A 26,194-nucleotide genomic window follows, 5' to 3' on the forward strand; every position below is an offset into this window, starting at 1 on the left:
GATCAGCCCTCCTCCGGCTCGTAGGGACGGAAGGCGGGATACGTCCAGGCGTTGACGCTTCTGTCGATGGGGACGTCGAAGAGGGCGGGGGAGTGGCCCTCCAAGGTTTCCCCGACGCGTTTGGCGAGCTCTTCCAGGCCGACTGTCCGCTCGGCGGGCAGGCCCAGACCGCGGGCGACCCGGGCGTAGTCGGAGGGGCCGAAGTCCACGCCGATGGTCCGGTTGCCATAGTGGACGATCTGTTCCTGGCGGATGTTGCCGTAACCGGCGTCGTTGAGGACGACGACCGCGACGCGCCCGCCGACCCGCACCAGTGTCTCCAGCTCGGCCAGACTCATGCCGAGCGAACCGTCCCCGACCAGGGCCAGCACGGGGCGGGCGGGATCGGCCACGACGGCCGCGACGGCGGCGGGGACGGCGAAGCCCATGTTCCCGAAACCGACCGGCTTGATGTAGCTGCCCGGCCGCCGGATCTGCCACAGGTACGACCACACCCCCGGATTGCCCGCGTCCGGGATGAGCAGGCTGTCGTCGGGCGCGGCCGCGCGCAGCCGCCGCACGACCTCTGCGGGCGACAGGCCGTCGGCTCCCGTGGGCGCCTCCAGAGCGTCCCGTTCCTGCCACCACAGCTCCTCGGCCCGCTGCAGCTCGGCTGTCCAGGCCGACCGGGCCGCGGACAGCTCGCCGGCCCGATCGGCCAGCAGACCGCGCAGCTCCTCCAGCGTGGCCCGGGCGTCCGCGACGACCCCGGTCGTCCGGCGGCCGTAGTAGCGGCCCAGCATGGCCGGGTCGACGTCGATCTGGATCACGTGCGGCAACTCCATCCGCCAGCGGCTCGTCGAGACGGCGTTGAGGCTGTTGCCGACCGCGAGCACCAGGTCGGCGTCGGCCATGACACGGCTGGACAGCCGCGTGCCCATCCGGCTCAGCGCGCCGAAGACCAGGGGGTGTGTGGTGGGGACGGTGCCGATTCCGTTGAACGTCGTGATCACCGGTATCCGCAGTGACTCGGCCAGCGCGAGGGCGGCCTCGCCCGCACCGGAACGGTTGCAGCCGTTTCCGAGCCACAGCACCGGGCGCTCGGCCTTGGCGAGCCGCGTGGCGACGTCGGCCAGCGCGTGGGCGTCGGCGCGCGGACGCTGGCTGACCCACCGGCGCATCGGGTGCTCGCCCTCGGGCACGGCCGCGTCGGCGTCGGCCACGGGCCCCTCGATCGTGTCCCGGGCGAAGTCCAGGTGGGCCGGCCCCGGATTGCCGGACATCGCGTTGAGATAGGCCTCCTCCACGGCCTGCCGCAACCCGCCGGCGTGGGCCACGAGGCGGCTGTACTTGGTCAGGGACCGGAAGAGCTCGACGTGGTCGGCGTTCTGCGCATCGTCCCGGTGGATGTTCTCACCGGCGTTGTTGCAGGTCAGGACGAGGACGGGGCTGGAGTCCCGCGCCGCTCCGCCGATCCCGGTGAGCAGGTTGGTCGCACCGGGCCCGGTCGTCGCGAGGCAGACGCCGGGCGTCCCGGTCAGCCGGCCGTAGGCGTCCGCCATGACCGCCGCGGCGTTCTCATGCCGTGCGGTGACGAAGTCCATCACCGGCGACGACAGGATCGCGTCGGTGAGGGCCAGCGTCTGACCGCCGGGCACTCCGAAGACCGTCCGGATACCCAACGACTCCAGCATCCTCACGACCAGCTGTCCGCCGGTGACTGACCGAGACATGCCGCATACCTTTACTCTGCCCTTTTTGCATGAAATGTATCTAGTTGTCTAGATATTTCCATTGAGCGAGCAAGAGGGGCGGATGTCAAGAAGGGATTGGAGGCGAGGGGGCAGGGGGGGGGCAGTGCGCGCCAGCCGGAGCAGGGGGGGAAGGGCGCGAGGCGATCACCGGCCTGCCGGGCCGGCGGACGGCGGCCGCCGTCCGGCCGTGCCGTGGCGGGCGCCTTCCAGCTCGGGTGCGCCTTGGGCGGTGCGTCGACGGACGCCGTGACGGCACCCGGCGAGGTCGACCAGATGCTGTCGCTGTCGGCCGCCCTCGCCCCCTCCCGCGTCGTGGCACTCGTCGGTGCTGCGGTGTGACCCGTCGCCGCGCGTCACTTCGGGCGCATGCGGTCGATGGCCGCCTTCGTCACGGCGCAGGCCCTCGTGATGATGGTCCCGGCCTTCACCCATGACTGCGTGCTCGTCGTCGCGCGTACGCCTGTTGTACGTCAAGTCACCGACAGCGTTGGTGACTTGAAGCCTTGGGCGTGGGCGATGGACTTGATGACGCCAGTGGTGTCAGGAAACCTTCACCGACGCCCAGGTGCCGGCACCCGGCATGCCGTTGCGGGTCGGACGGGTCTACTCCTCCGACAACACCGGAAGCGGTGCGCTCGGCAAGGGGTGGGAGACGCGGCTGAAGACGTCAACTGACCCACCACCCACGAGACATGCGCTAGTGGCCCGCCTTGACTCGGGTGCGGTTGCGGGGGCGGACAGTCATCCGCAGGGCGCGCGGCCGTACGGTGAGCCGGGCGACCTGGCGGATGACCTGGCCCTCGGCGAGTTCCAGCCGTACCGCGCGCAGCATGGTCGCGAGCGCCGTGACCATCTCGGTGCGGGCGAAGCGGTCCCCCATGCACTTGTGCTTGCCGTCCCCGAAGGGCAGGAACGCGCCTGGCGGAGGCTCCTGCGCGGCGTCGTTCCACCGGTCCGGGTCGAACGTGAGCGGATTCGGGAAGCGTTCGGGGTCGCGGTGCAGGGCGTGCTGGCAGTAGGCCAGTTCGGTGCCGGCGGGCAGCGTCCACTCGCCGAGCCGGGTCTCCTCGGTCGTGCGGCGGGTGACCAGCCAGCCGGGGTGGTGCAGCCGCAGAGTCTCGGTGATCACCCGGTTCAGGTACGGCAGCCGGGTCACGTCGTCGAAGGCGACCGGCCGTTCGCCGAGGACCTCGTCCAGCTCGGCCAGGACCCGGGACTCGATGCCTGGGTGGCGGGCGAGTTCGTACAGGGTCCAGGACAGCACCGACGCGGTGGTCTCGGTGCCCGCCACGGCCAGGGTGAGGATCTCGGAGCAGATCTGATCCCCGGTCAGCGGCTCGCCGGTCTCCTCGTCGACGGCGCCCAGCAGCATGGAGAGCATGTCCCCGGTGTCGTGCCCGGAGGCCTGCAGTTCCTCGACGGCGGTGTTGACGGTGGCGCGTACGCCGGCCCGGGCCCGGTCGAAGCGGCGGTTGAAGGGCAGCGGCAGGCGCTCGGCCCAGTCGGGCAGCATGAGGCGCACACCGACGTCGTTCATCACCACCGACAGGTCGCTGCGCAGCCGACGGAAGACGGCGTCGTCGAGGCTGCCGGAGAACACCGTCTTGGCCAGCATGTCGAGGCTCAGCCCGACCATCGCCTCACGCACGTCGAGGGGCCGCCCGAGCTCCCAGCCGGCGACCGTGGCCGTGATCTCGTCACGCATGATGTCGACGTACCGGCTGATCTCGGTGTGGGCGAACGCCGGTTGCAACTGACGGCGTTTGCGTACGTGAGGCCTGCCGGTGGCGGTGACGACGCTATCGCCCAGCAGCTGGCCCAGCTTGTCATAGAGCCGGCCCTTGTCGAGAGAGGGCGCCAGGGCCTTGAGCATCTGATGGATCAGGGCCGGGTCCTGGACCACGACGGTGCGCGTTCCAGGTTGCAGGACGATCTCGACGAGTGGCTCCCGTGTCTCGCGCAGCGAGTCGATGAAGCCGAGGTTGTCGCGCATTTTCAGAGCGTGGCCGATAAACGGAAGCGATCCTGCAGCCCGAGGTATGGGGGGAGGTGCAGCGGACGTCACGGGGGAATCCCTTCACGGCAATCAGGGGCTCCCCTATGACTTCCCTGAACGTTCCCCAGCGCAATCCTGTCATGAACGTGTCCTATACCACGCGGGACGAACTGGCCGGGGGAGGGGGGAGCCGGCCAGCCGAGAGCGTTGCACGGGGAGTTCCGGAGGCAAAGGGGCGGGAGGCCGGCCGCCCGACCGCTGCTTCGTCCCCTCTGTGCCCCTCCCGGCCACCGGAGACCGGTAGGGCGTCGGCGCTCCTTTGTAGTAGCCCCTCTCGCACACGTCCCGGTGGACGCGCAGTCGTCCAAGCCGGCGGCAGGGCGGCGCTACGAGCTCCGCCCGCCTCAGTCCCCGTCCGCGCCTGTCTCGCCTGTCAGCCCTTGAAGCTCCTCGTTCTGGACGCGATCCAGCTCTTCTTGCAGCAACTGCTTTGCCGAGGAATAGTCAAGATTTGTGGATCTAGGTGTGCTGTCCGGGCAGGTTGGTGACGCGGCTGGCTGGTGTGTGGCCGCTGATTCCGGTGTGGGGTCGGTGGTAGTTGTACCAGTCGAGCCAGTCGAGCCAGTCGAGCCAGTCGAGCCAGTCGAGCCAGTCGGGAAACGCGGGCCGCCAGGGCCGGGTGAAGCGGGGGCTGATGCCCAGTTCGCGGCAGGTTTCGCGCCAGGTGTTCTTGGTGTAGGCCCAGGCGTTGTCGGTCAGTACCCGTTCGACGGTGACGCCGCGGGCGGTGAACCCCCAGGCTGTCGCCCGGCGCAGGTAGTTGGCGCAGGTGGCGGCCTTCTCGTCGGGCAGGTCCTCGGTGTAGGCGAGGCGGGAGTGGTCGTCCAGGGCGGTGTGCAGGGCAGGCGTGGCCGGTGCCGCCTCGGCGGTCCTGGTTGGCCCGGCCGGCTGCCCGGCCGAGGACTTTGTGGCCGCCGCCGTCGGGGATGCGGCCGAGCTTTTTGACGTCGACGTGGACCAGTTCGCCGGGGCGCTCAGGTGCGGACAGCTGGAGCGATCGTGCATTCCTGCCGCTCCGTGTCGGGTAGCGCCCTGCCCAGCGGGCGGCGGTGATATGGCTGACCTGGAACCGTTCCGCCGCTCGTCGCAAGGGCCAGCCGTCATCCACGACACACCGGGCCAGACACAGCCTGCCGGTCGCGGTCAGCGGGACATTACGGTGGAACAACGAGGGCCTCCTGGGCATCGGTGCAGACTTCGCAATCCACACCGAACCCAGAGGCCCTCGCCCCGTTCAAGGACCACTCAAGGCGTGTCACCTGTCACCAACATCCCCGTACAGCACACCTAGTGCCACGTCAGGCAACGTTTGCCCTGTCCGCTACCGACACCTCGGGGCGATGTCCCCCGTCGATATGTCCGCCGTTCGGGGGCACGGCCAGGGCGGGGCAACGCGACCCCGAGCCGTCGTTCCGTCGCGAGGGAGCGGCCAACGTGCAAGGACAAATCACGTCAAGCCGTAACTCGCGTGGGCCGGTATTGCAGGGCTACCGCCCCCGACCGGAACTCATGACGGTCCACGAGCTCGAGCTGGATGCGCTCGCGCAGACCGGCGAGCAACGTCGGCCCGTGTCCGGCAAGGACCGGCTGAACAAGGAACTCGTACTCGTCGATCAGTCCCAGATCTGCCAACGCCAGGGGCAGCGTCACGCCACCCACCCACAGGCCCTCGCCTGACTCCTGCTTGAGCCGCTGAACCGCTTGCCCCAAGTCGCCGCGCACCAGGTCGGCATTCCAATCGACCCCGCTCAGCGTGCTCGACACGACGTACTTCTTCGCCCGGTCGATGGTCTCGGCGAACGGGATCTGCCACTCATCCATCCAGTCAGGCCACGTGCCCGTGGCCGGCTTCCGCCACGCCGACTCCATCATCTCGTAGGTCACCCGGCCGAACAGCAGGGCATCGGCTCGCTCCATCTCAGCGGTCCAGTAGCGCATCGACTCCTCGTCCGGGGGGAGCCCCGCCTCGTGATGGCAGCAGCCGTCGAGCGTGACGTTGATCGAGTATCGAAGTGGTCTCATCCCGTTGCTCTCCCTTGATGTGCCGCGTTCACCGGACGGTACTCAGACGACTGCCGGCGGCATTTCTCATCGGCGCCCCGATCACACCCACTTTGACGCCGTCGTGATGCGAACTTCAACGTCGTCGTGATGCGAACCAGACCGCAGACCGAGTGCGCGACCGATTCGGCGCTCGGGGCGTTCAGGTTCGCAACGGGACGGCGCCCATAACGCTCGACTTGGATGCACGGTGCCGCGTCACCTACCGTCGGCTCAGGGTCAACGACGAACGTCGCAAACGTTGTCTGACGCGGCACTAGCAGTTCGGTGGTTGATCCAGTTGTTCCATCCGTCGGCTTGCCGCGTTGCGGACGCGGCGGGTTCGTCCCTGTTCGGCGAGCAGGCTGAGGGCGTCGGATGAGGTAATGATCTGCGCGGTCGCGGCCGGCGCCACGTCGATCACGAGATGGCGGGTGCACTTCACTCGCCGAGACCTGGCGGGGCCGCAGGACAGGCCTTGTCGGGAATCGGTTCGGGGCTGTCGGCTACTGGTCACCCAGATTGGTGGCGCGTTGATCCACCTCGGTTTCCGAGCGCCGTATGCCGGTGAATCTGGTGGGCCGGAAGGCTCGCAGGAGGTCCTGTTCCTGATCAGTGGTGATCTCGGTCGCGACCAGGCGTCCCAGAATCGGCGCCAAGGTGACGCCGCTGTGCGAGACGATGCAGTAGACGCGGGACTGCGCGGAGGCGTAGCCGGCGATGGTGTGGCCGTCCGCAGGCAGTGACCGGAAGCCGACACGCAGGTCGATCTTCGGTGCCCGGCTCGGATCGGGCAGCAGCGCAGCAAACCGCCGCGCGAGGGTGCGCGCGATGTTCCCGTCTGCGGACGGAGGGTCTTCCGGATCGACGTCGGCGTTGAGATCGAGAGCCTGCAGGACGGCATGTCCACCGGCCGCAGGGCGAAGATTGAGGCCGGGGCTGTGGATCACACAGCGCAGGTCGAGTTCCGGTGACCTGGCGTACCCGAGCAGACCGACGGTCTGCGCTCCGCGACCGGTCTCCGTCACCATGGGAACGTCGATCCCGGCCTGAGCTGCGAGCCTCTCTGTCCAGCGGCCTGCCGCCAGGACGACTCGATCGCCGCTACGGACCTCGCCTCCGGCCAGGGTGACGAACACTCCATCAGGCCTGTCGTCGATGGCCACGACCTCGCCGATCGCGTACGTGGCTCCATGCTGCTCGGCGTCCGCCAGTAAGTTGCCCACGAAGAGATCCGGCAGAACGTATCCCTCGCTGGGGAAGTGCGCGATGGACGTTATGGTCGCCGGGATCCGGAGGTCGCCCGCGATCCGCGTTGCTTCCTCGGACGTGACCCAGTGTGCGGGGTAGCCCAGGGACTGCAGTCGTTCCACGTTGCCGGCGAGCCGTTGCTCGCTGGCGGCGTCCGCCCACTGCAGCGCTCCGCTGGGGAAGTACGACGGCGCGCCGCGCAGTTGCCCGGCGAGCCTGGCGTGCTCCTCCATCCCCGCGAGATTCAGCCGGTGGTAGTCCGGGTCCGGCTTCCGGCTGGAGTTGGTCCAGGCGAAGGTGGTCGCGGTCGTACCGGTGCCGGCTCCCCACTGATCGAGCAGGAGAACGTCTTCGCCGGCGACGGCAAGTTGCCTCGCGACGCTCACGCCCAGCACGCCGGCACCGATGATGATGACCTTCATTGTTTGCCACTTCCTTTCCGGCAGCTACACGCTGCTCACATGTCTGGGACGGGAAGCTCCAGGAAGAACTCGGCGGTTCCCGGACGGACGAGGGTCGTGACCACCTCGACGGTGCTTCCGTCGTCGGCACGCAACTCCCTGCGCCTCATCAGCGCAGGCGTTCCGATCTCGCTGCGCAGCAATGTGGCGTCGTGTTCATCGAGGGTCACCGGGTCGAGGTAGACCCGGATCGCGTCGATCGGTACTCCTCTGCGCTGGAGATAGGGGAGGGTGACGAGGTCTTCGAGGTTCTCGTTCAGTAGGTCGGGGGCAACTGCGAAGAGGACGACGTGCCGTTCGACGGACTGTGGTTCCTCGCGTATGTCGAGCTTGCGGCGGACCAGTTCCACTACGGCCGTGTCGGCTGAGGATCCGGGAAGCCTCAGGACGGCGTCGGCGGCCCTGACGATCCGTGCGGAAAGGACTTCGTGTCTGCCCGGTGCGCCCTTTGCGGCCGCTGCGGGGGTGACGAAGTTGAGCAGATTGATCTGCCGCGTCACGTCCGCGACAAACGTTCCGTGGCGGCGCCGGCGGATCGCCAGTCCCGCTTCCGCCAGGTCGTTGAGGACCCGTTGGGCCGTGGCACGGCTGACGCCGTACTGGGTGGAGAGGTCCTTCTCGGTCGGCAGCTTCGCGCCAGGGGGCAGACCCCCGGCCCGGATCTTCGCTTCGATCTCTCGCCTGATCTGCACGTAAAGTGGGACGGTCATGCTGAGACCGTACATTCGGTCAATTGACTGGTAACAGTGAGCTGACCAGCCAGGCCCTCGGCGCCCGCGCCTTGTGGGCAGGGCGCTGTGACCCCGGAGACGAGCCGACGACGGTGCGGGTTCCTTTGGAGCGCTACGGAACGCGGATGAAGGGTGATCGGACCCGCCTCCGCCGATTCGCTGAGGATGCGCAGGGCCCCGGCGCGGCCGCCGCCGTACCGACGGTGGAGATCCTTGCAGCCGGCAGTCGAGTGCCAGGGGGCTGAGGCGTGCCTGATTCGTCATGTCGGTCTCCCGCCTGACTGCGCGGCGAGCAGCGCCGCACAACTAGACCGTACAATCGCTCAATTGACCGGTCAATAGCCGGTTCGCCGAGGAACTACGCATCAGCCACCCACCTGAGGCGAAGCTGGAAAGGTTTTGATCAGCTGGTCCTGTGGGTCCTTCGTCCCCCCGGCCCCGCAGCCGCGCTTCCGTGGCGACCGGTCTGGTCTCCGAGGCATGACGCACCGTTGGAGAAAGGCCCGGCCCGCGCTCTGTCTCGGACAGCGGACAAGGACGAACCCTGCCCATAACTTGCTTTCGTAGGCCCCGCGACGGGGCTTGTCGGCAGCTGTGTCACGGCCCGCGCGACGGCGACGTCCACGGGCCACTCCACTCCATCGGTGTGCGCCTTCGGGACACCGGCCGCCTGCTGGCGTACTCCCGCGCTGCCAGCAGGCGGCACAGCTGCCGATCAGCCGATCAGCATGTGCAGCACGGGAACGCTGAGCCCGAAGGAGCCCGGGCCCGCGGCGACGGCCGGGGGCACGGACTTCTCGGAGAGGAACACGAGCCCAGTGGATCCACCACACCCTGGTCGACGCCCCGTTCACCGACTTCACCTGGCAGCACATCAAGCACACCGCCGCCCGCCGCGCAGACCGCGCCCAGCACGAACACGACCTGGCGCTCGCCCTGCGCGAGCTGCTGGAGCACGCCGCCGCCGGACATGGCACCCGCCGGGATAAGGTCGTCGCCGCCCGCGCCCGCACCGCCGCAACCGATGGTGCGGTATGGGGGATCTTGTACGGCCAGCAGACGCAAACGGAAGCCGATGAGGCCGGCGAGGACGACGAGGAGCCCTTGACCAACGACGGTGCCCGTGGAAGGTCGCCGCCCGCGACCTGATCACCTACCCCGAGACCGTCGCCCTCGCACGCCTGCTGACCGACCGCATCGTGCAAGAGCGCACCGTCACCAAATCGCGCCGCCATCTCCCCTACCGGCCGCGGGGTGTAGTGGATCTCCCACAGGCCGCCCGCCGCCGGGGAGCGCTCGCCGCGGTAGGGGTTGAGTCCCTTGTGGTCGTAGGTGCGGTAGTCGATGCGGACGCGGTGGTCGTTGATCTTCTGCCGCTTGATGGGCATCAGTTCGATGTAGTCCTCGCGGCCCAGTGGCACCGGGACGTACCCGCATACGGCGACCAGCGCCGCCCACATCTCGTTCGGCGACAGCGCACAGTGGGGCATCATCGGGTGCCGCAGTCCGTCGTTCCGGACCTGCCTGAGCCTACCGACGCCTACGCACACCAGGCCATCTGACGTGCAGTTTTCACGATGCGCCGTGCTCAGTGAGCACCCGCGGCACGCGGTCTCCGTGTCAGAAGGCAAAGATCTGAACGGCGTCATCGCCGCACAGGAGCCGGCTGCGCAAGCCCCCCGGCCACCTCTCCCTGTGACAGCCCGAGGAACGGCTCCTGGCGGTCAGTGAGCGACTCTGTCGGGGAGTGCGTGACGTGTCGGCAGAGGTCAGCGGCGCATCCGGGGACGCTCCGCGTTCGTGACGGCTCGCAGTACCCATTCGGCCGGGCCGTACCGGTACTGCGCGAGCCAGCGTCGGCTCAGCTCCAGTTGGACCGCGAAGATGCCGACGGCGACGACCGGCACGACCGCCGGCGGCGTGTCTCCGGTCAGCCCCAGCCCTACGCCGGTGAAGATCAGCACGCCCAGCAGAGACTGACCGAGATAGTTCGACAGCGCCATCCGGCCGGCTGGCGCGAGCGCCCGTGCCAGCCGGCCGCCGCGCGGGGTGGCGAACACCCGTAGCAGGGTCGCCACGTAGGCGCTGACCAGCAACGGCGCGGTCAGGATGCTCGCCGCCAGCCCGGCCGGGCTGGCGACGCCGCCGCCGATCGCGAACACCAGCGCGCCTGCGAGCCCGATCGGGTACCCGACCAGCTCAAATCGGCGCAGCGCGACCGTGTGCCTGCCGATCCCGTCGGCGAGCAACTTCCGCCGGCCGGCGGCCAGCCCGACGAGAAACGCGGCAAGCGCGAGCGGGCCCTGCACAGCAAGACTTCCGGCCATCGTCGGCAACGAGCGCAGGTGCTCGTCGATTACCGAACCCAGGCCGCCGGCAAGCGCATCGGTCGACGCGCGACCGTCGGCGAGCGCGGCGTCCTGGTCGGCAACCAATTCGACGCCGGCCAGCGCAGCCACGGCCATCCCGACCGCCATGACACCGACGATCGCCCCCGCGGCGATGACCGCGGTCCTCGGCCGGATCCGGTGCAGGGCAAGCAGAACAAGGCCAAGCAGCGCGTAGGTGGTCAGGATGTCGCCCTGGAACAACAGCACCGCATGCAGGCCGCCGAGCACGAACAGCCCGCCGAGCCGGCGGACGAACCGCGCGGTGAAGTTCGCGCCGGCACTGCCCGCGGCGGCCAGCTGCAAGGTAAAGCTGTAGCCGAACAGGAACGAGAACAGTAGGTAGAACTTCATCTCGAACAGCAACCGGACCCCGAACTCGACGGAGTGGTCCAGCCAGGAGCCGTGCGCCGGATCGGCGACGAGGTGGAACGGGTAGCCAGAGGCGAAGTACGCAAGGTTCACGACAAGGATGCCGAACAGCGCGAACCCGCGCAGCGCGTCGACATCAAGTAACCGGGTTGGGGTGCGCGGTCGCAGCGTTTCCGTCATGCAAGAACGCTAGGAACGGTGGGGGCGTGGCACGAGCCGGTGCGCCCGAGAATCCGCGGTGGGGCCAGCCCCACCGGTCGGGGCGGGGCCAGCCCTACCGGTCGCAAGTCGACCCGCCGCGACCGACTCGCGTGTCCAACGTTCCCGACTCCCCACGCAGTTGGCGGTTACAAGGCGGCCCGCAACCGGCCGCTGACCCGCAGCCAGAGAATTGTCCAACAAGGCGCTGGCCGCCGTCCGGGCGCCGGTCGAGCACGGCTTCGCACACCTGAAGAACTGGCGCGTGCTCGGCAAGGCCCGCACCGACCCGAAATGGGCGACCGCCCTGGTCAGGGCCATGCTGGTCCTCACCAACCACGAAGTAGCCCGATGACCGACGATCTTCACCGAAGTCATCAACCCACGACCAGCACGAGCACCCGAACCCCGCGCGCACCAGACCCGTGACCAGCAACTGCACGATGCACACTGCTCAGTGATCGTTGGTATGCGGTCGTGCTTGGTCGAGCCGCGCGCTGGGGGCCGGGGCAGTCGGCGGGCGTGGGTCTGGGGCACGTCGGCTAGCGGATCGCAGGTTGCCTCTCCGTACCGATCCGGGGCACCGCTCGCTGCGCCCAGAACCGCGCCCGCCTCGTATGGACCCTCTTACGAACGGCTGGACCGCCTCACAGAACCTCTTCCGGCCGCCCCATAGCCCGAGGGGAGCAGCCCATGATCCCAGCGCCTACGCGCACTCCAGTGTGCTGCCGCTGGTGGCCTGGGACAGCGAAGGACCCGGGCCGCACACAGCGCCCTGGGCCCGCCCAACAGCATCAGTGCGCCCCGTTGAGCCCGAGGGCGGCCGGCTGCTGGGAGTTGGTCGGCGGTGAGCTTCGCGCGCCTGGTCTTGATTTCGACAGGAACACGTTGAGCTTTACCTCCGTGCCGTTCTCCAACTGCTCCAACGTTGGCACTGGAAACCATCAGCGAGCTGGGTCAGAGGTGTTCTCGGAGCCAGGCGAGGAGTGATCCGGCGGCCAGGGTGCCGACCGCGGTGGCTGCTCCGCGGACAAGACCGGTCAGTGCCGCGCGAGACAGATGCCGCGGCAGGCGCCGTCGCCGTGGCGCAGGCCGGCAGGGACGGCCGGGTTTGGGGCTGGGCATGCTGCTCATGATCGTGCTCCTGCTCATGGAGACCGGTGGGCGCGCACGCGGTCGGCACCGGTGTTGCCGATTCGGCCGCGTTGGGCGTGAACACCTGAGACGATGCCGGAGCTCGATTTGTTGTCCGAGCCGCAACAAATGCTGTGAGCAGTTCTTTTGGAGTGATGTACGTCATGGCGAGCGGCGGCCTTGAAGGGCAGGGCGGTGGAGCGGACCGTGGACGTGCCCGGCCTCGTAAGGCACTTGATCCCCAGTTGGCGCCCGAAGTGACGCGCTGGGCGGAGCATGTGCGGCAGCTGATCGACGGCTGCTTCGCCCAAGACGCAGACGCGGCCCGGGCACTTAAGATCACGCCGGTAACGCTGTCGTGCTATCTCTCGGGCAGGAAGGAAGTGCCCGAGCGTGCGTTCGTGCGTCGGCTGCACGACGCCTTGGCCCAGCACGGGGACAGGCCGGTGGATCCCCGGCTGCTGCAGCATACGGATGAGCTGTACATGGCCGCTCTCGCGGTACGTCAGCCTCTGGTGTGGAAGGTGCACACCCTTACCGACCAGCGAGACGCCGCGCTGCGTCGCGAACAGATGGTAAGGGCCCAGTTGCGCCGAATGCGCCTCTCGCTGGACACGGCGCAAGGTGATGTCACAGCGCTGCGCCAGGATCTGCGGCGGGCGAAGCAGGGAAAGGAAGCTCTTGCTTCACAGATCGAAGACCTCCTGGAGCGACTGCGCCAGGCACAAGAGGCAGCTGCAGAAGCCGTCGTTGCCGAGGCGATCGGAATCGCCGAGCGGGCGGCCCTGGCGCTGTCCGCCCGTCGCCTGGCTGCGCTGAAAGCCAGCAAGGTCGTTCTTGCGGCGTGCGTTGCGCTCTGCGTGGCGGGCATCGCGATGGCGGTGGTAGCGCCTCCCCTGACGGCCAGCGGCGCGCCCTGGCAGGTACGGGGATGGGCCACGGCGGGCGGGGCAGTGCTGGCCGGTACCGGGGCGGGGTTGTGGCGGCAACGCCAGCTGGGACGGTTAGGAGTGCACTGGGATTGGTCAGCTCATCTGCTGGCCACGGCCTTCACGGTGGCGATCGCGACGGTCTCTCTCTTGGTTCTTGCCGCTGGGATCCGCAGCCAGCAGGACTCCCTGGCGCATCAGGCACGGCTGTCTGCGGCCGTCAGCGACTGCACCGAAAGCGGGTCGGTAGCGATCGACAACGACAGGGAGAACGACCCCAGCACGAAAGTTCCTACGTATGAGTGCACATATGAGTGGACGATCAACCACCGGGCGTACACCCAGCGCGCCAGTGGCCGACTGGAGCTGGAGGGGAAGCACACGACTGTCCTGGTAGACCCGACAAACCCGAACACCATGGTCCCGGAACAAATCGCCACCTACAAGATCCTGTACATCTTCGCTGCGGTGGCCCTCATGTTCCTCATGTACCCCGGTTTCATGTTCTGGCGGCGGTGGGAGCAGGTCGCCCAAGGTGTGCGTCGAGCGGTTTCCACAGCTCAGGCCAGAGCGGTGATCTCGGCCAAGGAGTCCGCCTCGGTTCGGTGAGGGGCACAAGTCAAAGGCAGCCCGAAGCTCGCCTCAGCCATCGGACGCCCTGCGCCACGCGGCCGCAGGCTGGCCAGTCTGCCTGCCCGACTGCGATCCGCGCGCCGCCTCCGCCTGCGGACGACCCCCAGGAACTGCCCTGCCATCTACTGAGCCGGTGAGCCTGTCGGGGCCGGGCGAGGTGGGCCGTCTTGCTTCAGCCGTTGCGGGCCGTGCTGTGGCGGCTGGTGACGGTTCGGGCTGCGGTGCACAGGGCGGTGACGGTGGGTTTGTCGCGGTCTTGGGTGTGCCAGGGGAGGGCGGTCCAGCAGGGGGTGAGGTCGGTGACGTCGGCGTAGGCGACGCCGTGGCGTTGGTAGAGCCAGCGGGAGGGCTCCGGGGGGAACTGGACGCCCTCGCCGAGGCCGATGGCGGTCAGGGCGGGTTCCCATTCGGTGGTCTGGTGGTGGGTGTAGCGGACGGGGGTACCGTCGGGGCGGGGGTCGACGGACCAGAAGTCGCGCCAGGCCTTGGGGATTGTGGGGGACCAGCCGACGACGGGCCGGTCGGCGAGTTGCTGGAGGGGCAGTGGTCCCTGGCCGGCGAGGGGGTCGCGGTCGTGCAGGCATGCGACGCGGGGCATGGTGGTCAGGCGGTGGGTCTGCACTCCCGGCGGAACGGGCGGGAAGACAAACGCCACGTCCAGGTCGCCGGCGAGGAGGGCCTCGGCCCAGTCGGCGAACCCCATGCGCTGCACCTCGATCGTCAGACCGGGCTGGGCCGCCTGAAGTTCGTCGAAGATCTCCGGTATCGGCGGTATGGACGTTGTGGCCTCTAAGGGGTCCTTTCAGAATGATCTTCCTGTGGCACGGTGGAGGTGTACGTGATCCCGTATTGCGTGGGGGTGACCATGGCACGGCGGAAGCCGTGGGAGGTCAGCGACGAGTTGTGGTCGGTGATCGAGCCGCTGCTGCCGAAGCGTGAACGGCGGTTCCGGCATCCGGGGCGCAAGCGGATCGATGACCGCAAGACGCTGCAGGGTGTGCTGTTCGTCCTCAACACCGGCATCCAATGGGAGTACCTGCCGCAGGAGTTGGGATTCGGTTCTGGTCCCACCTGCTGGCGGCGGTTGGCCGAATGGCAGAAGGCCGGGGTGTGGGAGGAGCTCCAGCGGGTGCTGCTGGACCGGTTGCGGGCGGCGGACCGCCTGGACTTCTCCCGCGTCACCGTCGATGCTTCGCATGCGCCGGCCAAGCGGGGGCGAAACAGCCCAAAAGTCGGTCCGAGTCCGGTTGACCGTGCGCGGCCGGGCTCGAAGCATCACGTGCTGACCGACGCGCACGGCACTCCGCTGCGGGTGTCACACACCGGCGGACACCGCAACGACGTCACTCCTGCCGCTGGTCGACGGGCTGCCGCCGGTGCGGGGCAAGCGGGGCCGGCCCCGCTTGCCCTGGACGCCGTACGCCGATCGCGCCTACGACCACGACAGCTACCGCCGGCGGCTGCGTGAGCGTGGCATCGTCCCGAAGATCGCCCGGCGGGGGCATCCGCAGGGCTCGGGCCTGGGGCGGGTGCGGTGGGTCGCCGAGTCCGCCATCGCCTGGCTCCACGGACCGCGTCGCTTACGGACCCGCTGGGAAACCCGTGACGACCATTCAGTCGCGAGGTCGAGCCGCAAAGAGGCGTTCGGGATCAGTGCCGGGCCTGGTAGGGCGGGAACCTCGCCGAGTCGGTGAGGTCCTGGTCCACGTCGGGCCAGCGGCGGCGTAGCACGAGAGCGAGGCGGCGGATCCAGGTGGTCAGGCGGGGCAGGCTCTGGTAGTTCTCGGCGGTGTGGGCGGTGGCTTCCAGTGTGGCGATGAGCTGGAGCCGGCTGTGGTCACCTGGTGCGCGGGTGTCGAGGAGGACGAATCGGTGCAGCCGTACCAGTGCCCAGGACACGCAGGCCGCAGCGAGGCCGTATCCGTACCGTCGGTCGTCCTGGGCTTCTGGGATGCCGAGGGCCAGGGTGCGGCGGTACTCCTCGGCCAAGCCCGTGGTGGTCGGATCGCCCACTGTCAGCCACGCCGGGCCCGGCACATACAGGCACACGGCATCGGTCAGCGCGTGGGCGTAGCCGGCGAACTCGAAATCAATGAGTCGGGCATCGGCCGGGCCGGTGGTGTGGAGAAGGAGGTTGTTGGCTTCCGCGTCACCGTTACTCAAGGCCAGGAAAGGGCCTGGGGAAGCCAGTTCTCCCATGACTGCGGAGAGTTCATGGGCAGCGCGACCGTCGAGGGGTACCCCGAGTACCGATGCCTGCTCGATGGCGCCCTCCCAAAGAAGGGCGAGTCGTCCTGTCCGGTCTGCCGCAGTGTCAACCGGTCCCAGCGCGGCCCGGCGGGCATAGTAGGTCTCGGCCCGCCCTACCGTGGCCACGCTGAGCGCACCGCGAGCGCGGGCGAACGCAGCCAGTCGGCCGCCGTGCGCTGCTGCTCCGTCCCGTCGGAGCAGCTGGTCCAAAGGCACGCGGGGGGCGAGGTCTTCCAGCACGAGGAATCGGAGAGCCGTGTCGGCGGCAATGACACGGGGAGCGAGGGCGATCCCGAGATCATCTTCGAGGAACTGGAGCGCCGCCAGCTCGGTACATAGCCGCCATGAGGCAGTAAGTGCCTCGCGTTGCCCGTCGGGTATCCACTTGACAACAACGGAGTTCGGCAGCGCGGCAGTATCCCTTCGAAGCCAGACCCGGGCTACGGCCCACGGCTCAATTTGCTCCCAATGGTCGACAGCGACCGGCGAGGCGTAGAAGTCGGTCAAGAGGTTCTGCAGCGCGTTGACTCGGAGAATCCCTCTGGGGACAGTCATCCGCTCACCCCTTCGTCGACCTGGTCGATACCCACGGCCCCGACGCCATTCTCACAGCCGTAACCCGGCTCATCCCCGAACCGCACGCACAGATCACCGTCTCCACCGCCCGCAAAGCCAAAGGCCGCGAATGGGCCCGCGTCAAGATCGCCGACGATTTCACGCCGCCCCGAGACGCAAGTACGTCACCAGACCAAAAGCACACGGCGCCTCGCCCGGTCGACGACCATGAAGCACGCCTTGCCTACGTAGCGGTCACTCGCACCCGCCGCCGACTCGACCTGGGAGGCCTGCTGCCCGGCCCCGACGCCTGAAGGAGAGGACATCCTGCGCCGCAGCCCGAGCGATCATGGCCCAAGTCGCCGCTGTCGGCATCGGCATGGCGCCGGGAACGTGTCGCCGACCGCATCATCTGTGGTCAGTACGGGCGTGGTTCTGTGCTTGGTGGGCTGGTCGAATCAGGTGATGAGCTGCCGATGGCGCCGTCGGCGTGACATCCGGCCTCCGCTGCAACCGGTCCGGGCCTTACGCGGCTCTGATGCTACAGATGTGCAAGCTGCCGGTAAGGAGACCGACGTGACCTCTACCGCCTTCGAGTGCCACTCGCCTCAGGCCTTTGCCGACCCTTACGCCGTCGACGGCACCGAGCCCCTCTGGCCGGCCGCGGCGGGGGAGCAGCAGGACACGGACTACCTGCTGCCGCCGCCCAGACCTGCGCAACGCCGGAGCTACACCCTCGAGCCTCGCGACCGGCGACGTCTGGAACTGCACGCGGCCCTGACCGCAGCAGGCATCCCGCCCCTTCCGGAAGACCGCGACGCCATCGACCAGCTCAGCGCCCTGTCAGGCAGCATCAACGCCACCCTCCAGCGCTGGCTGCACCACACCACGGCATGCTGACGTAGGGATTCTCCCAGCCTGAGCCCGCTGCGGGGCGTCGGTTCGCGGCCCCGCCGCGCTCGCGGCCGGCAGGACGTCAAGGCTGGCGTGGACACGGTGGCAAGAGCGAGCGTGGGCCGGCGAGTCGATTTCATACGGGCACGCCGACCGGGCGCCGTCGTTGCCGCCCCACGATCAGGCCGAGGAAGACGGCCGCCCGGTCGATCTCGAGCACCGTGCCCCCACATCGCTCGCTCCGTTGGCGGCGTCGGCGGTGGGTCCGTTCGCGCGCATTCACGTTATGCAGACCTGCCGCCCGCACCCTGTGAGTGGGTGCGCTGGTGACATTGGATGGGCGTCAGCGCCTCGGAAGGAAAGACCGCTTGTTCAGGCGGTTCGGATGCTGACGGTCCCGCTGTCATGGAGTGACCAGGCTGCTGCTGGTTGACGATGAATCAGGTGCAGAGCGATTGTCGTAGGGGGGCTGCTCACACCCGGCGGCAACATCTCTTGCGGCATCTCTTGCGCGAGCCTTCCGGGACGCTGCGCGTTGCCGCTGGTCCCTACACCCTTTTGAGCGTGGTCGGGGGTCTGACATCCCCCTGGAGCCTCCGTCAGCCGCCCACGATCAAGAAGGAAGGGGAGTGGGGCGGGGCGGGGCAGAGGTCGGCGCGCCGGGGGGAGATCGGGCACCCCTGGAGGCTGCGTTGCGCGTCGGCGGCGCTTCCGCGCTGCCCGGCCGCTGAAGCGTCCGGGCGGTGGAACAGGGGAACAGCGGGGCGGTGCCGACTGGCGCTGTTGCGCCGGGCGTTGCGGTAGACGTTGAGCCAAGGGGGTGCGGTAGAGGTTGCGGTGGATGTTGCGCGGCCTGGTGGCAGGCTTCCAGCGCAGGTCCACGATCTTGCGGACCTGCAGCTGAGTGGTTCGGGCCGGGCTGCGGTGAGGCCGCGAGGACCGGTCGGCCATCGCGGCCGGCCCGGATTCGGCGTAACGGTCGGCCCATCGCTTGGCAGTGGCCCAGGACACGTCGTAGCGCTCAGCCGCACGGGCGACCGGCCATCCCTCATCCACAATCAGACGCGCCAGGCGAAGACGGGCACGGGGTGTCAGAGCAGCGTTAGCGTGAGACACGAAGGTCTCCTGTTGGCGGAGCGGTTGGCTTCGTAAGCGAGAGCGGGCAACGTTTGTCGACGGTTGACGGTTTTGGGTAGCAGTTGGCGATCGGACGGCTCGGAAATGTCGATGAGAGCTGACGATGCTGCGAGCTCTTCCGGGTGTCAGCGGGAAGCGCGTACTGTGCGGTGTGGCGACTTACAACCGTATCGGTGCGACCTACGCTGACACCCGGCGACCGGACCCCCGAATCGCCGCCAGGATCCATCAAGCCCTCGATGGTGCCACCACTGTGATCAACGTAGGAGCCGGCACCGGCTCCTATGAACCGTCATACACGGTGCTGGCTGTTGAACCCAGCTCGGTGATGATCGCCCAGCGTCCAGCCGGATCGGCACCGGTCCTGGAAGCATCCGCGGAGTCGGTCCCTCTCGCCGACGACTCGGCCGATGCGGCGATGGCCCTCCTGACCGTGCACCACTGGAGCGACCTGGAAGCCGGCATCGGTGAACTCCTCCGCATCGCCCGGCGGCGGATCGTCGTCCTCACCTTCGACCCCGACATCAACCACAGGTTCTGGCTGCTGGAGGAGTACTTGCCCGAAGCAGCCGCGTTCGACGACACACGAGCCGTCGCGGTCGATCGTTTGTCCAGGTTGCTGGGAGGCGCGCGCATCGAAACCGTCCCCGTCCCGCACGATTGCACCGACGGATTCCTCGCCGCCTTCTGGCGCCGACCCGAGGCATACCTCGACCCGGAAGTGCGGGCCGGTATCTCGCTGTTAGCTCAGACCAGCGACGAAGTTCTCCAGCCGGGCTTGGCCCGGCTGTCAGACGACCTGTCCTCCGGCCGGTGGCACGAACGCCATGCCGACCTGCTCGATCGCGAAGCCCTCGATGCCGGCTACCGGCTTCTCGTGGCCGACCTGTAGAACCAGGCGAGCTGTCTGACTGCACACTCAGACCTGCGAGAAAGGGCCGGTCACGGCGGTGCGCCAGAAGTGATCAGTTCGCGGCGACGTCCTGTGTTCGGGCCGCCCTGGTGCTGGCGAGCCGGTGGGATTCGGTGCCGGTCTCGATGATGTTCCCGCCGAAGGTGTAACGGTCGACAATGGCCGCGCAGAGCCGCGGATCCGTGAACGTCCTGGTCCAGCCGCCGAATGACTCGTTGGATGCGATGGCGACGCTGTTCTTCTCCTCGCGTTCGGTGAGCACCTGGAACAGGAGCTCAGCGCCCCTGCGGTCCAGCTCCATGGAGCCGAGTTCGTCTAGGCAAAGGAGATCGACGCGTCCGTAGCGGGCGATGGTCTTGGTCAGGACCTTCTCGTCCGCCGCCTCGACCAACTCGTTGACCAGCTTGGTGGCAAGTGCGTAGCGGACCCGGAAGCCGGCCAGGCCCCTTCTTGACCCACTCGCAGGTCGCCAGAGTGTGAATGACGGCTGCGTCGACGTTCCCGTTGGCCTCGAAGTCGAAGGCCCTCAGCGACTTCTCCCGCGGGAACTGCGCCGCCTTGATGCGCCGTTCGGAGCGTCGGCGGGCCCGGTCGTCGCACTCGGCCATCAGCAGTTCGGCGAGGAAGCCGCGATAAGACATCTGGTCGCCGGCGGCGGCTTCGGCCAGGTCGGGGAACTGAGCCCGGATAGTGGGCAGCCGGAGCATGCGGCATGCCTGGTCGACGGCGGCGGTCGCGGCCTGTTCGGTCAGCCCGCGGTGGCGTTTGAGTGTCACGGCATCTCTCCCTGGATGGCGGGGCGGTCGGCCGGCTGCCGGGCTCGCAGCAGCTGGTCGTAGGCCGCGACCGAGGGCAGCGGCCGGGTGTCGGGCGGCAGCTGGGCAAGCCGCCGCTCGGTCAGCGAAGTCACGTTCGTCCGTTCCGGCTCCGCAGGGACAACCGGAGCCGCGACCTCGTCGGCTTCGGCGGCCTTCCGGGCCTCCAGCGCGACGGCGTCCGCGGTCAGGGCGCCGGCCCTGAGCGCGGAGGCAAGCCCAGCGACCAGATGCTCGTGGGGGACGTGGCGACCCATCAGCAGAACCTCGATCAGGGCCCGGGTGCCGTCCCGCTCGCCGTGGGAAGCCTTCGCCGCCTCCCACCAGGCGTCATGGACCGGCATGAACTTCCCTGCAGAACACGCCTGTTCGAGGGCGGTGGCCCCGGGAAACGCGCCGGGCTTGCGGACCAGCGCTTCCAGGTAGTGGTCCAGATCCAGCCGAGCCTTCCCCTTGGCGATCAGCCGTTCATGACGGGCGACTTCCTGCTGGCCGTCGTAGACCACCAGCTCGGACGCGTGCAGCATCGCTCTGACCATTCGGCCGATCAGCCGTACCGGTACCGAGTAGCGGTTGGTACGGACACTGACCTGGCTGGAGCGGTCCACCCGCAGGCTGAACAGCCGTCCCGTCTCAAAGGGCTCGTCCGGTAACGACTGCAGCAGCGGCCGTTCGACAGCGAAGTACTCTCCCACCGGCCGTGGCCGGGAGCCGATCCGGCGCCGTTCGTCGTCCTCGTCCCACTGCTCGATCAACGCGTTCAGCTCGGCGAGAGAGGCGACGTCCGGAACGGGGACCATGTGATTGCGGCGGAACCAGCCGATCTGTCCCTCGACCTCACCCTTCTCGTGGGCACCCTCGATGCCGGGCAGGCAATACGCGGCATCGATGCCGTAGCGCGACCGGAACGCAGGCCACCTTTCGTTCTCCGCGCGGGATCGCGAGCTGAGCACTCGGGAGACGGCGGAGCGGAGGTTGTCGTAGCGGACCTTGCCGGTCGGGGCGCCGCCCAGCACGCTGAGAGCGTGGATGTGGCTCGAGGAACGCCTCCTGGCCGCAGGAGGCGAAGACGCGGTGGACGGCCGTGCCCGAATACGACAGGCGCATCGCGAACACGAAGCAGGTGACCTGCTCACCGGCCAGGCGTACCTTCACGTCGCCGAAGTCCACCTTTGCCTCGGCCCCTGGCCGGTGGGACTGCGGAATGAACGCGTGTAGCACCCCGTGGCTGGCCTCAACAGCGATCTGGGGCCGCCGGTCGGCGACATGGGCCCGCACCATCGGATAGGTCACCGCCTCCGCCCCGTGCTCGTCCAGGAGCCGGTCGAAGATCCGCTTGACCGTGTGACGCTGCTTGCGCGGAGCATCCAGATCCGCTCGGAGCATCTCGTCGATCAACGGCTTGTATGCATCCAGGCGGGTCCCGCGCGGCCGCGGCTTCTTCCGGGGCTCCGGCCAGACCGACTCCAACGCGGCCTTCACCGTGCGAAATCCGACCCCGTACTCACGTATCAAGGCCCGGTATGACATAACTGCCCGAGCGTCACGGCGGATCGCCGCGTACAAGTCGACCTTGGACTTCGGTGGCGCCATCGCAGCCTCATCCCGCAGAGCACATCCATGCTCCCACCACAACCCCTCAAGCGTTGTCAGAACTCAGAGACACCACCCTCCGGCGAAACACGGCGTTCTCGGCCCTGAGCGACAAGGGGTGTCGGCTTCCGTCAACCAACAGAACCAAGCGGTTCCTCGACAGCTCCACTCCACAACCGGGGGCCTTCGTCAAGTACAACTACTGATCTTTTCGTACGTTCGGTGGGTGTGGTGGCCGTGTGGGTGGGAAGCTGTCGGGGTGGCTTATCAACCTTTCCCTTCGGTTGCTGGCTCGTCCCTTTCTCCTTTGTCTCGGCCTCAGTTGGCGGAGGCGCGTCGTGTTCGGGCAGTCGAGTTGTTCCAGGCCGGCGTCTCGAGTGCGGAGATCGCGAGGGCGGTGGGGGTGTGTGCCGAGAGTGTGCGGCGTTGGCGGCGGGTGTGGGAGCAAGACGGTGCTTCGGGCCTGCGGCGACGGGCAGCCACCGGACGGCCACCCAAGCTGGACGGCACCCAGGTCGAGATGGTTGGGGCCGCGTTGGAGCAAGGCGCCCAGGCTCATGGTTTCGAGGCCGACCTGTGGACCCTGGAACGAGTCGGCGCGGTCGTCACCCGGGCAACGGGGGTGGTGTTGTCGAGGGCGTCGGTGTGGCGGCTGCTGACCGGCATCAGTAGGGCCTGTTGCGAAAGTGGCGCGGTCACCCGAAGGGCGGCCACGCGGCAGGCACCGCTTCGTATCAGGCTCCGGAGGACCGCTGTCCCTGGGAGCCGTGGGCCGCGAGCGGAAGACTGCGCAGCGACAGTGCGCTCGGCGCTGGCAGCGCTCCGTGGGCCGCCTCGGCGCGGAACGACTGGAGCAAGTACGCCACCAGACGCCGGGACGCGGCACGGTCATCCGGCAATGCGGTGACCAGACCGCAGTGGGACAACAGGGCCACGGCAAAGTCGGAGGGGTGGAAGTCGGCCCGCAGCACGCCCGCCGCCTGAGCCCTGCGGACCAGGGCCATGAAGTCCCGCTCGGCCTGTTCCCGTACCCGCGCGTGTTCTCGCGTGCTGTCCGGAAAGGCCGCGACGAACGCGGCCGGGAAGCCCCGTTCCTCCCGTTGTAGTTCGCAGACCGTCTCGACCAGTCGCTGGAAGCCCTGCCACGGATCGGGGTCGGCCAGCGCCTCGGTGAGCGCCCGAGCGCAGGTGTCCATCTGGTGCGCGAACGCGGCCCGCACCAGTGCGTCCCGCGTCGGGAAACGCCGGTACAGCGTCGCCACGCCGACCCCCGCCCGCCGGGCCACGGTCGCCATGGGCGCGTCGATGCCGTGCTCGGCGAAGACCACGCGGGCAGCCGAAAGGATGCGCCGCCGGTTGCGCCGGGCGTCCGCCCGCAGACTGTCCTGCCCCGCGATCCGAGAGGATTCCCCCACCGCTGTCTCTCACCTCCGGTCACATGGACGATCTCGTCCGTTTGCCAGCCTACGCTCGGCGCCACGATCCCCCGCACGGCCACTGGTGGCGAAGGTGAGAACGCAACGATGGACGACCGCACGATGAAAGCCGTACTGTTCGACCGCTTCGGCGGCCCCGAGGTGCTGTATGTGGGCCGGGTGCCACGTCCCGGACCGGCACCCGGCGAGGTCCTCGTGCGCGTGCGCGCGTTCAGCGTGAACGGCGGCGAACTGGCGGCCCGTTCCGGTCGGGCCCGCCTCATCACCGGCCGGAAGTTCCCGCAGCGCATCGGGCTGGACTTCACTGGCGAGATCGCCGCACTCGGCACCGGCGCGACCGGCGTAGCGGTCGGCGACCAGGTGTGGGGCGTCCTGGGCCGCAGCTCCGGATTCGGCAGCGCCGCCGAGTACGTGACGGTACGGCCCGAACGGCTCGGCCGGGTCCCGGACGGACTGGACCTCGTAGCCGCTGCCGCGCTGCCGGTGGCCACCACGGCCGTCACGGCCCTCCGCGACAAGGCCGCACTGCGCCCCGGCGAACGGCTGCTTGTACGGGGCGCGGCGGGCGGCGTCGGCAACGCCGCCGTCCAGCTGGGACAGGCGTACGGTGCCGAGATCACGGCCCTGGCCCGCGCTGCCAACCTCGACTTCGTCCGTACGCTCGGTGCCCACCACGCCGTCGACCACCGGGCCGTGTCCCCTGCGGAACTGGGGCTGTTCGACGTGGTCCTCGACACGGCGGGCACCGACCTGCGTACCGTACGGCGGTTGCTGAAGCCGGGCGGACGCATGGTCACCATCGCCTTCGACCTGACGCGGCCCGCCGCCTCGCTGGGCTACATCGCGGCCAGCGCCGTCCACGGACGCGGCCGGGTGCGCTTCTTCAGCGGCAACCCCGAACGTGCGCTCTTCGACGACCTCGCCCGCCAGGTGACAGAGGGGAAGCTGCGGCCGGCGGTGGACACGGTCTTCCCGCTGGAAGAGACAGCGGCCGCACACCGGGCGCTGGAGGCGGGCGGGGTGCAGGGCAAGTACGTGGTCAGGGTCGACTAGGGTTTGTTGGAAAGGTGCTGGTCACAGCCACTCGTTGAGGACTGCGACCAACACGGTCGCCTCGTGGCGGACGGCGAGCTTGTCGTATCTCGTGGCCACGGCCCGGTGGCGCTTGAGGCGGTTGATCCCGCACTCGACGACATGCCGCTCGCTGTAGTCGGTTTTGTCGAACTTCGGCGGCCGACCGCCTCGGGCACCGAGTTTCTGGCGGTTGCGGACGCGGTCGGCGGGGACCGGGATGGTCGCCTTGATCCCGCGTCTGCGCAGGTAGGCCCGGTTGCGGCGGGAGTCGTACGCTTTGTCGGCCCGCACCCGGTCCGGCCGCCTGCGGGGCCTGCCCGGACCAAGGCGGGGTACCCGGATGGCTTCCAGGACCGGCTCGAATTGCGGCGAGTCACCCCGCTGGCCGGCTGTGATCACGACGCTCAGCGGCTTCTGCCCCAGCTCGACGGCAAGGTGGATCTTGGTGGTCAGGCCGCCTCGGGAACGTCCGAGAGCATGGTCGGCCGGCTCACCGGACACAACCCCGCTGCCCTCACCCGCGACACTGTGATCGGCGAGGTGAAAGCGGGCAGCTGGCTGCACCGCCAGCTCGCCACCTGGAACAGGCTCGAGCCCGCCCAGCGCGACCTGCTCACCCGGATCGGTCTCACCCCCGGCCACGTCGCACTCGACGGTCCGCAGACTTCCTCGGCGACGCCCGCTGCGCGGCGGCGTTCCGTCGCCCAGAGCGTGCAGATCCTCTCCCTCTTCCTTGAGCGGTGGCAGCGCACGCCCGGCGCCCGCGAGTGGATCGAGGTCGACGGTGAACGCGTCATGATCGGCCCTTGGCTCGCCAAGACCCGCACCAAGCTGAACAACGGGCAACTGACGCCTGGCCAGGAGCGGATGTTGACCCAGGCGCTCGCCGAACACGGCCTCGATGCCGCCCCCGCGTGATCAATGAGGGTTTTAAGCGTTGCCTCTTTAGGGTGAGGACGGCTTTGGTGATGGCCGTCATGGGGTTGGGGGTGCAGCGGGCTCTGCGGAAGATGCGCCAGGCTTCAGTCTCGGGATGCTTCGTTCGGCTGGCGCCCGCGCCGCCGACAGGGCTCGGTTGATCGTCTGCTGGGTGAGGGGTGGGGTTCTGGTGCGGGAGTCGCCTGATCGGCGTGGTCACCCAGGGGCCGGCCCCGGTGTGGGCACGGTCGGCGGGAGCGGGAACGTCCTGGCGTTCGCGGATCCGGATGATGCGGTGGGTGCGGGCTGCGGTCAGGTTGTGGGTGCGTCCGGGCAGTGTGGGCGATGTCCGCAGCAGCTCGCCCGCGGGTTTGGCGGCGACGTGCACGTTCACGCCGTGTCGGCGGTGCTTGTGCGAGAAGTCGGCCCGGCTGTCGCCGACGAAGTTCGTTGTTCAGAACGACATCCTCGGCGTCCATCGTGGCCATTTCGGCATGTGGAGCAACGGAACGCCCCTCGTCTTTCTGGGCGCCGTCAACGGCCGGGGACGGGGCGACGCGCGGTATCGGGGCCGCGTACCGCGGGGCCCCGAACCCGGCCTTGCCGGGGGGGGGCGGGGGGGGCCCGGACGTGGTGCCGGCGCTGCTTAACCGGACCAAAGTCGGGGCCCGGGGCGGGGTGGGT

18 protein-coding genes and 10 pseudogenes are annotated in these 26,194 nt (G+C 68.7%); 12 read left to right on the plus strand and 16 right to left on the minus strand.

The genetic code is table 11. The annotated features are described in order from the left end of the window. Positions 1 to 2 precede the first annotated feature (2 nt). On the minus strand, positions 3 to 1,712 hold the full coding sequence (locus tag ACFZDA_RS40875; RefSeq protein ID WP_391091536.1) for a thiamine pyrophosphate-binding protein: 1,710 nt from the start codon (positions 1,710 to 1,712) through the stop codon (positions 3 to 5). A gap of 213 nt (positions 1,713 to 1,925) precedes the next feature. Here ACFZDA_RS40875 and ACFZDA_RS40880 point away from each other — a divergent pair, with 213 nt between their 5' ends. Further along, positions 1,926 to 2,072 (plus strand): hypothetical protein, encoded by a 147-nt coding sequence (locus ACFZDA_RS40880; protein ID WP_391091538.1) that lies wholly within the window; start codon positions 1,926 to 1,928, stop codon positions 2,070 to 2,072. A 220-nt stretch (positions 2,073 to 2,292) separates the two neighbouring features. After that, a pseudogene (locus ACFZDA_RS40885) lies at positions 2,293 to 2,391 on the plus strand (DUF6531 domain-containing protein); the annotation flags it as partial. 39 nt (positions 2,392 to 2,430) lie between these two features. Here ACFZDA_RS40885 and ACFZDA_RS40890 read toward each other — a convergent pair. The 7 genes and pseudogenes from ACFZDA_RS40890 to ACFZDA_RS40920 all read right to left on the minus strand — a co-directional run bounded on the left by ACFZDA_RS40890 (position 2,431) and on the right by ACFZDA_RS40920 (position 11,211). After that, positions 2,431 to 3,798: a cytochrome P450 gene (locus tag ACFZDA_RS40890; RefSeq protein ID WP_391091540.1), complete on the minus strand. Its 1,368-nt coding sequence runs from the start codon at positions 3,796 to 3,798 to the stop codon at positions 2,431 to 2,433. Positions 3,799 to 4,248: 450 nt separating this feature from the next. Beyond that, positions 4,249 to 4,975, minus strand: a pseudogene (locus ACFZDA_RS40895) (DDE-type integrase/transposase/recombinase). 266 nt (positions 4,976 to 5,241) lie between these two features. Then, positions 5,242 to 5,811 (minus strand): dihydrofolate reductase family protein, encoded by a 570-nt coding sequence (locus ACFZDA_RS40900; protein ID WP_391091542.1) that lies wholly within the window; start codon positions 5,809 to 5,811, stop codon positions 5,242 to 5,244. A 295-nt stretch (positions 5,812 to 6,106) separates the two neighbouring features. Next, positions 6,107 to 6,253: a hypothetical protein gene (locus ACFZDA_RS40905; protein WP_391091544.1), complete on the minus strand. Its 147-nt coding sequence runs from the start codon at positions 6,251 to 6,253 to the stop codon at positions 6,107 to 6,109. Between the two features lie 82 nt (positions 6,254 to 6,335). After that, a complete protein-coding gene (locus ACFZDA_RS40910) occupies positions 6,336 to 7,502 on the minus strand; it encodes an FAD-dependent oxidoreductase (protein ID WP_391091546.1) in 1,167 nt (388 codons plus the stop codon). Between the two features lie 35 nt (positions 7,503 to 7,537). Further along, entirely contained in the window at positions 7,538 to 8,251 is a 714-nt protein-coding gene (locus tag ACFZDA_RS40915) for a GntR family transcriptional regulator (protein WP_391091548.1), read from the minus strand. 1,790 nt (positions 8,252 to 10,041) lie between these two features. Beyond that, positions 10,042 to 11,211, minus strand: a complete 1,170-nt coding sequence (locus ACFZDA_RS40920) for a DUF418 domain-containing protein (RefSeq protein WP_391091550.1) — start codon at positions 11,209 to 11,211, stop codon at positions 10,042 to 10,044. A 211-nt stretch (positions 11,212 to 11,422) separates the two neighbouring features. Between ACFZDA_RS40920 and ACFZDA_RS40925 the strand changes: the two genes are divergently transcribed. Then, on the plus strand, positions 11,423 to 11,584 hold the full coding sequence (locus tag ACFZDA_RS40925) for a hypothetical protein (RefSeq protein ID WP_391091552.1): 162 nt from the start codon (positions 11,423 to 11,425) through the stop codon (positions 11,582 to 11,584). Between the two features lie 934 nt (positions 11,585 to 12,518). Further along, positions 12,519 to 13,901 carry a hypothetical protein gene (locus ACFZDA_RS40930; RefSeq protein ID WP_391091554.1) on the plus strand — a complete coding sequence of 461 codons (1,383 nt, stop codon included), beginning with the start codon at positions 12,519 to 12,521 and terminating at the stop codon, positions 13,899 to 13,901. Positions 13,902 to 14,097: 196 nt separating this feature from the next. Here the strand turns inward: ACFZDA_RS40930 and ACFZDA_RS40935 are convergent, their stop codons facing one another. After that, positions 14,098 to 14,700, minus strand: coding sequence for a LysR substrate-binding domain-containing protein (locus tag ACFZDA_RS40935; RefSeq protein ID WP_391091570.1), 603 nt, complete (start codon positions 14,698 to 14,700; stop codon positions 14,098 to 14,100). 90 nt (positions 14,701 to 14,790) lie between these two features. On the opposite strand from ACFZDA_RS40935, the pseudogene ACFZDA_RS40940 reads away from it, so the two are divergent. Further along, positions 14,791 to 15,619 (plus strand): annotated as a pseudogene (locus tag ACFZDA_RS40940) (IS5 family transposase). Here ACFZDA_RS40940 and ACFZDA_RS40945 read toward each other — a convergent pair. Beyond that, positions 15,576 to 16,088 (minus strand): hypothetical protein, encoded by a 513-nt coding sequence (locus ACFZDA_RS40945; protein WP_391091556.1) that lies wholly within the window; start codon positions 16,086 to 16,088, stop codon positions 15,576 to 15,578. The pseudogene ACFZDA_RS40940 and the gene ACFZDA_RS40945 sit on opposite strands and share 44 nt — an antisense overlap. 51 nt (positions 16,089 to 16,139) lie before the next feature. Here ACFZDA_RS40945 and ACFZDA_RS40950 point away from each other — a divergent pair, with 51 nt between their 5' ends. The 3 genes and pseudogenes from ACFZDA_RS40950 (at position 16,140) to ACFZDA_RS40960 (ending at position 17,630) form a co-directional block, all read left to right on the plus strand. Next, on the plus strand, positions 16,140 to 16,514 hold the full coding sequence (locus tag ACFZDA_RS40950) for a hypothetical protein (protein WP_391091558.1): 375 nt from the start codon (positions 16,140 to 16,142) through the stop codon (positions 16,512 to 16,514). Between the two features lie 224 nt (positions 16,515 to 16,738). Beyond that, positions 16,739 to 17,224 (plus strand): annotated as a pseudogene (locus ACFZDA_RS40955) (hypothetical protein); the annotation flags it as partial. Between the two features lie 82 nt (positions 17,225 to 17,306). Beyond that, complete coding sequence (locus tag ACFZDA_RS40960; protein ID WP_391091560.1) at positions 17,307 to 17,630, plus strand: hypothetical protein; 324 nt, start codon at positions 17,307 to 17,309, stop codon at positions 17,628 to 17,630. 834 nt (positions 17,631 to 18,464) lie between these two features. Here the strand turns inward: ACFZDA_RS40960 and ACFZDA_RS40965 are convergent. Continuing rightward, positions 18,465 to 18,740, minus strand: a pseudogene (locus ACFZDA_RS40965) (helix-turn-helix domain-containing protein); the annotation flags it as partial. A 172-nt stretch (positions 18,741 to 18,912) separates the two neighbouring features. Between ACFZDA_RS40965 and ACFZDA_RS40970 the strand changes: the two are divergent. Further along, complete coding sequence (locus ACFZDA_RS40970) at positions 18,913 to 19,653, plus strand: methyltransferase domain-containing protein (RefSeq protein ID WP_391091562.1); 741 nt, start codon at positions 18,913 to 18,915, stop codon at positions 19,651 to 19,653. Between the two features lie 73 nt (positions 19,654 to 19,726). On the opposite strand, the pseudogene ACFZDA_RS40975 reads toward ACFZDA_RS40970, so the two are convergent. After that, a pseudogene (locus ACFZDA_RS40975) lies at positions 19,727 to 20,450 on the minus strand (ATP-binding protein). Next, positions 20,447 to 22,082 (minus strand): annotated as a pseudogene (istA, locus tag ACFZDA_RS40980) (IS21 family transposase). Before istA ends, ACFZDA_RS40975 begins: the two co-directional pseudogenes overlap by 4 nt. A gap of 259 nt (positions 22,083 to 22,341) precedes the next feature. Between istA and ACFZDA_RS40985 the strand changes: the two are divergent. Further along, positions 22,342 to 22,728, plus strand: a pseudogene (locus ACFZDA_RS40985) (helix-turn-helix domain-containing protein); the annotation flags it as partial. A gap of 88 nt (positions 22,729 to 22,816) precedes the next feature. On the opposite strand, the gene ACFZDA_RS40990 reads toward ACFZDA_RS40985, so the two are convergent. After that, a complete protein-coding gene (locus ACFZDA_RS40990; RefSeq protein ID WP_391091564.1) occupies positions 22,817 to 23,497 on the minus strand; it encodes a TetR family transcriptional regulator in 681 nt (226 codons plus the stop codon). A 108-nt stretch (positions 23,498 to 23,605) separates the two neighbouring features. On the opposite strand from ACFZDA_RS40990, the gene ACFZDA_RS40995 reads away from it, so the two are divergent. Then, positions 23,606 to 24,571, plus strand: coding sequence for a zinc-binding dehydrogenase (locus ACFZDA_RS40995; RefSeq protein ID WP_391091566.1), 966 nt, complete (start codon positions 23,606 to 23,608; stop codon positions 24,569 to 24,571). 21 nt (positions 24,572 to 24,592) lie between these two features. Here the strand turns inward: ACFZDA_RS40995 and ACFZDA_RS41000 are convergent. Further along, a pseudogene (locus tag ACFZDA_RS41000) lies at positions 24,593 to 25,066 on the minus strand (IS5 family transposase); the annotation flags it as partial. Here ACFZDA_RS41000 and ACFZDA_RS41005 point away from each other — a divergent pair. After that, positions 24,956 to 25,510, plus strand: a complete 555-nt coding sequence (locus ACFZDA_RS41005) for a hypothetical protein (RefSeq protein WP_391091572.1) — start codon at positions 24,956 to 24,958, stop codon at positions 25,508 to 25,510. The pseudogene ACFZDA_RS41000 and the gene ACFZDA_RS41005 sit on opposite strands and share 111 nt — an antisense overlap. Positions 25,511 to 25,526: 16 nt before the next feature. Here ACFZDA_RS41005 and ACFZDA_RS41010 read toward each other — a convergent pair. Then, positions 25,527 to 25,952, minus strand: a pseudogene (locus ACFZDA_RS41010) (transposase family protein); the annotation flags it as partial. Positions 25,953 to 26,194: the final 242 nt, after the last annotated feature.

The organism is Streptomyces sp. NPDC007991 (assembly GCF_042958445.1).
Classification (GTDB): Bacteria; Actinomycetota; Actinomycetes; order Streptomycetales; family Streptomycetaceae; genus Streptomyces.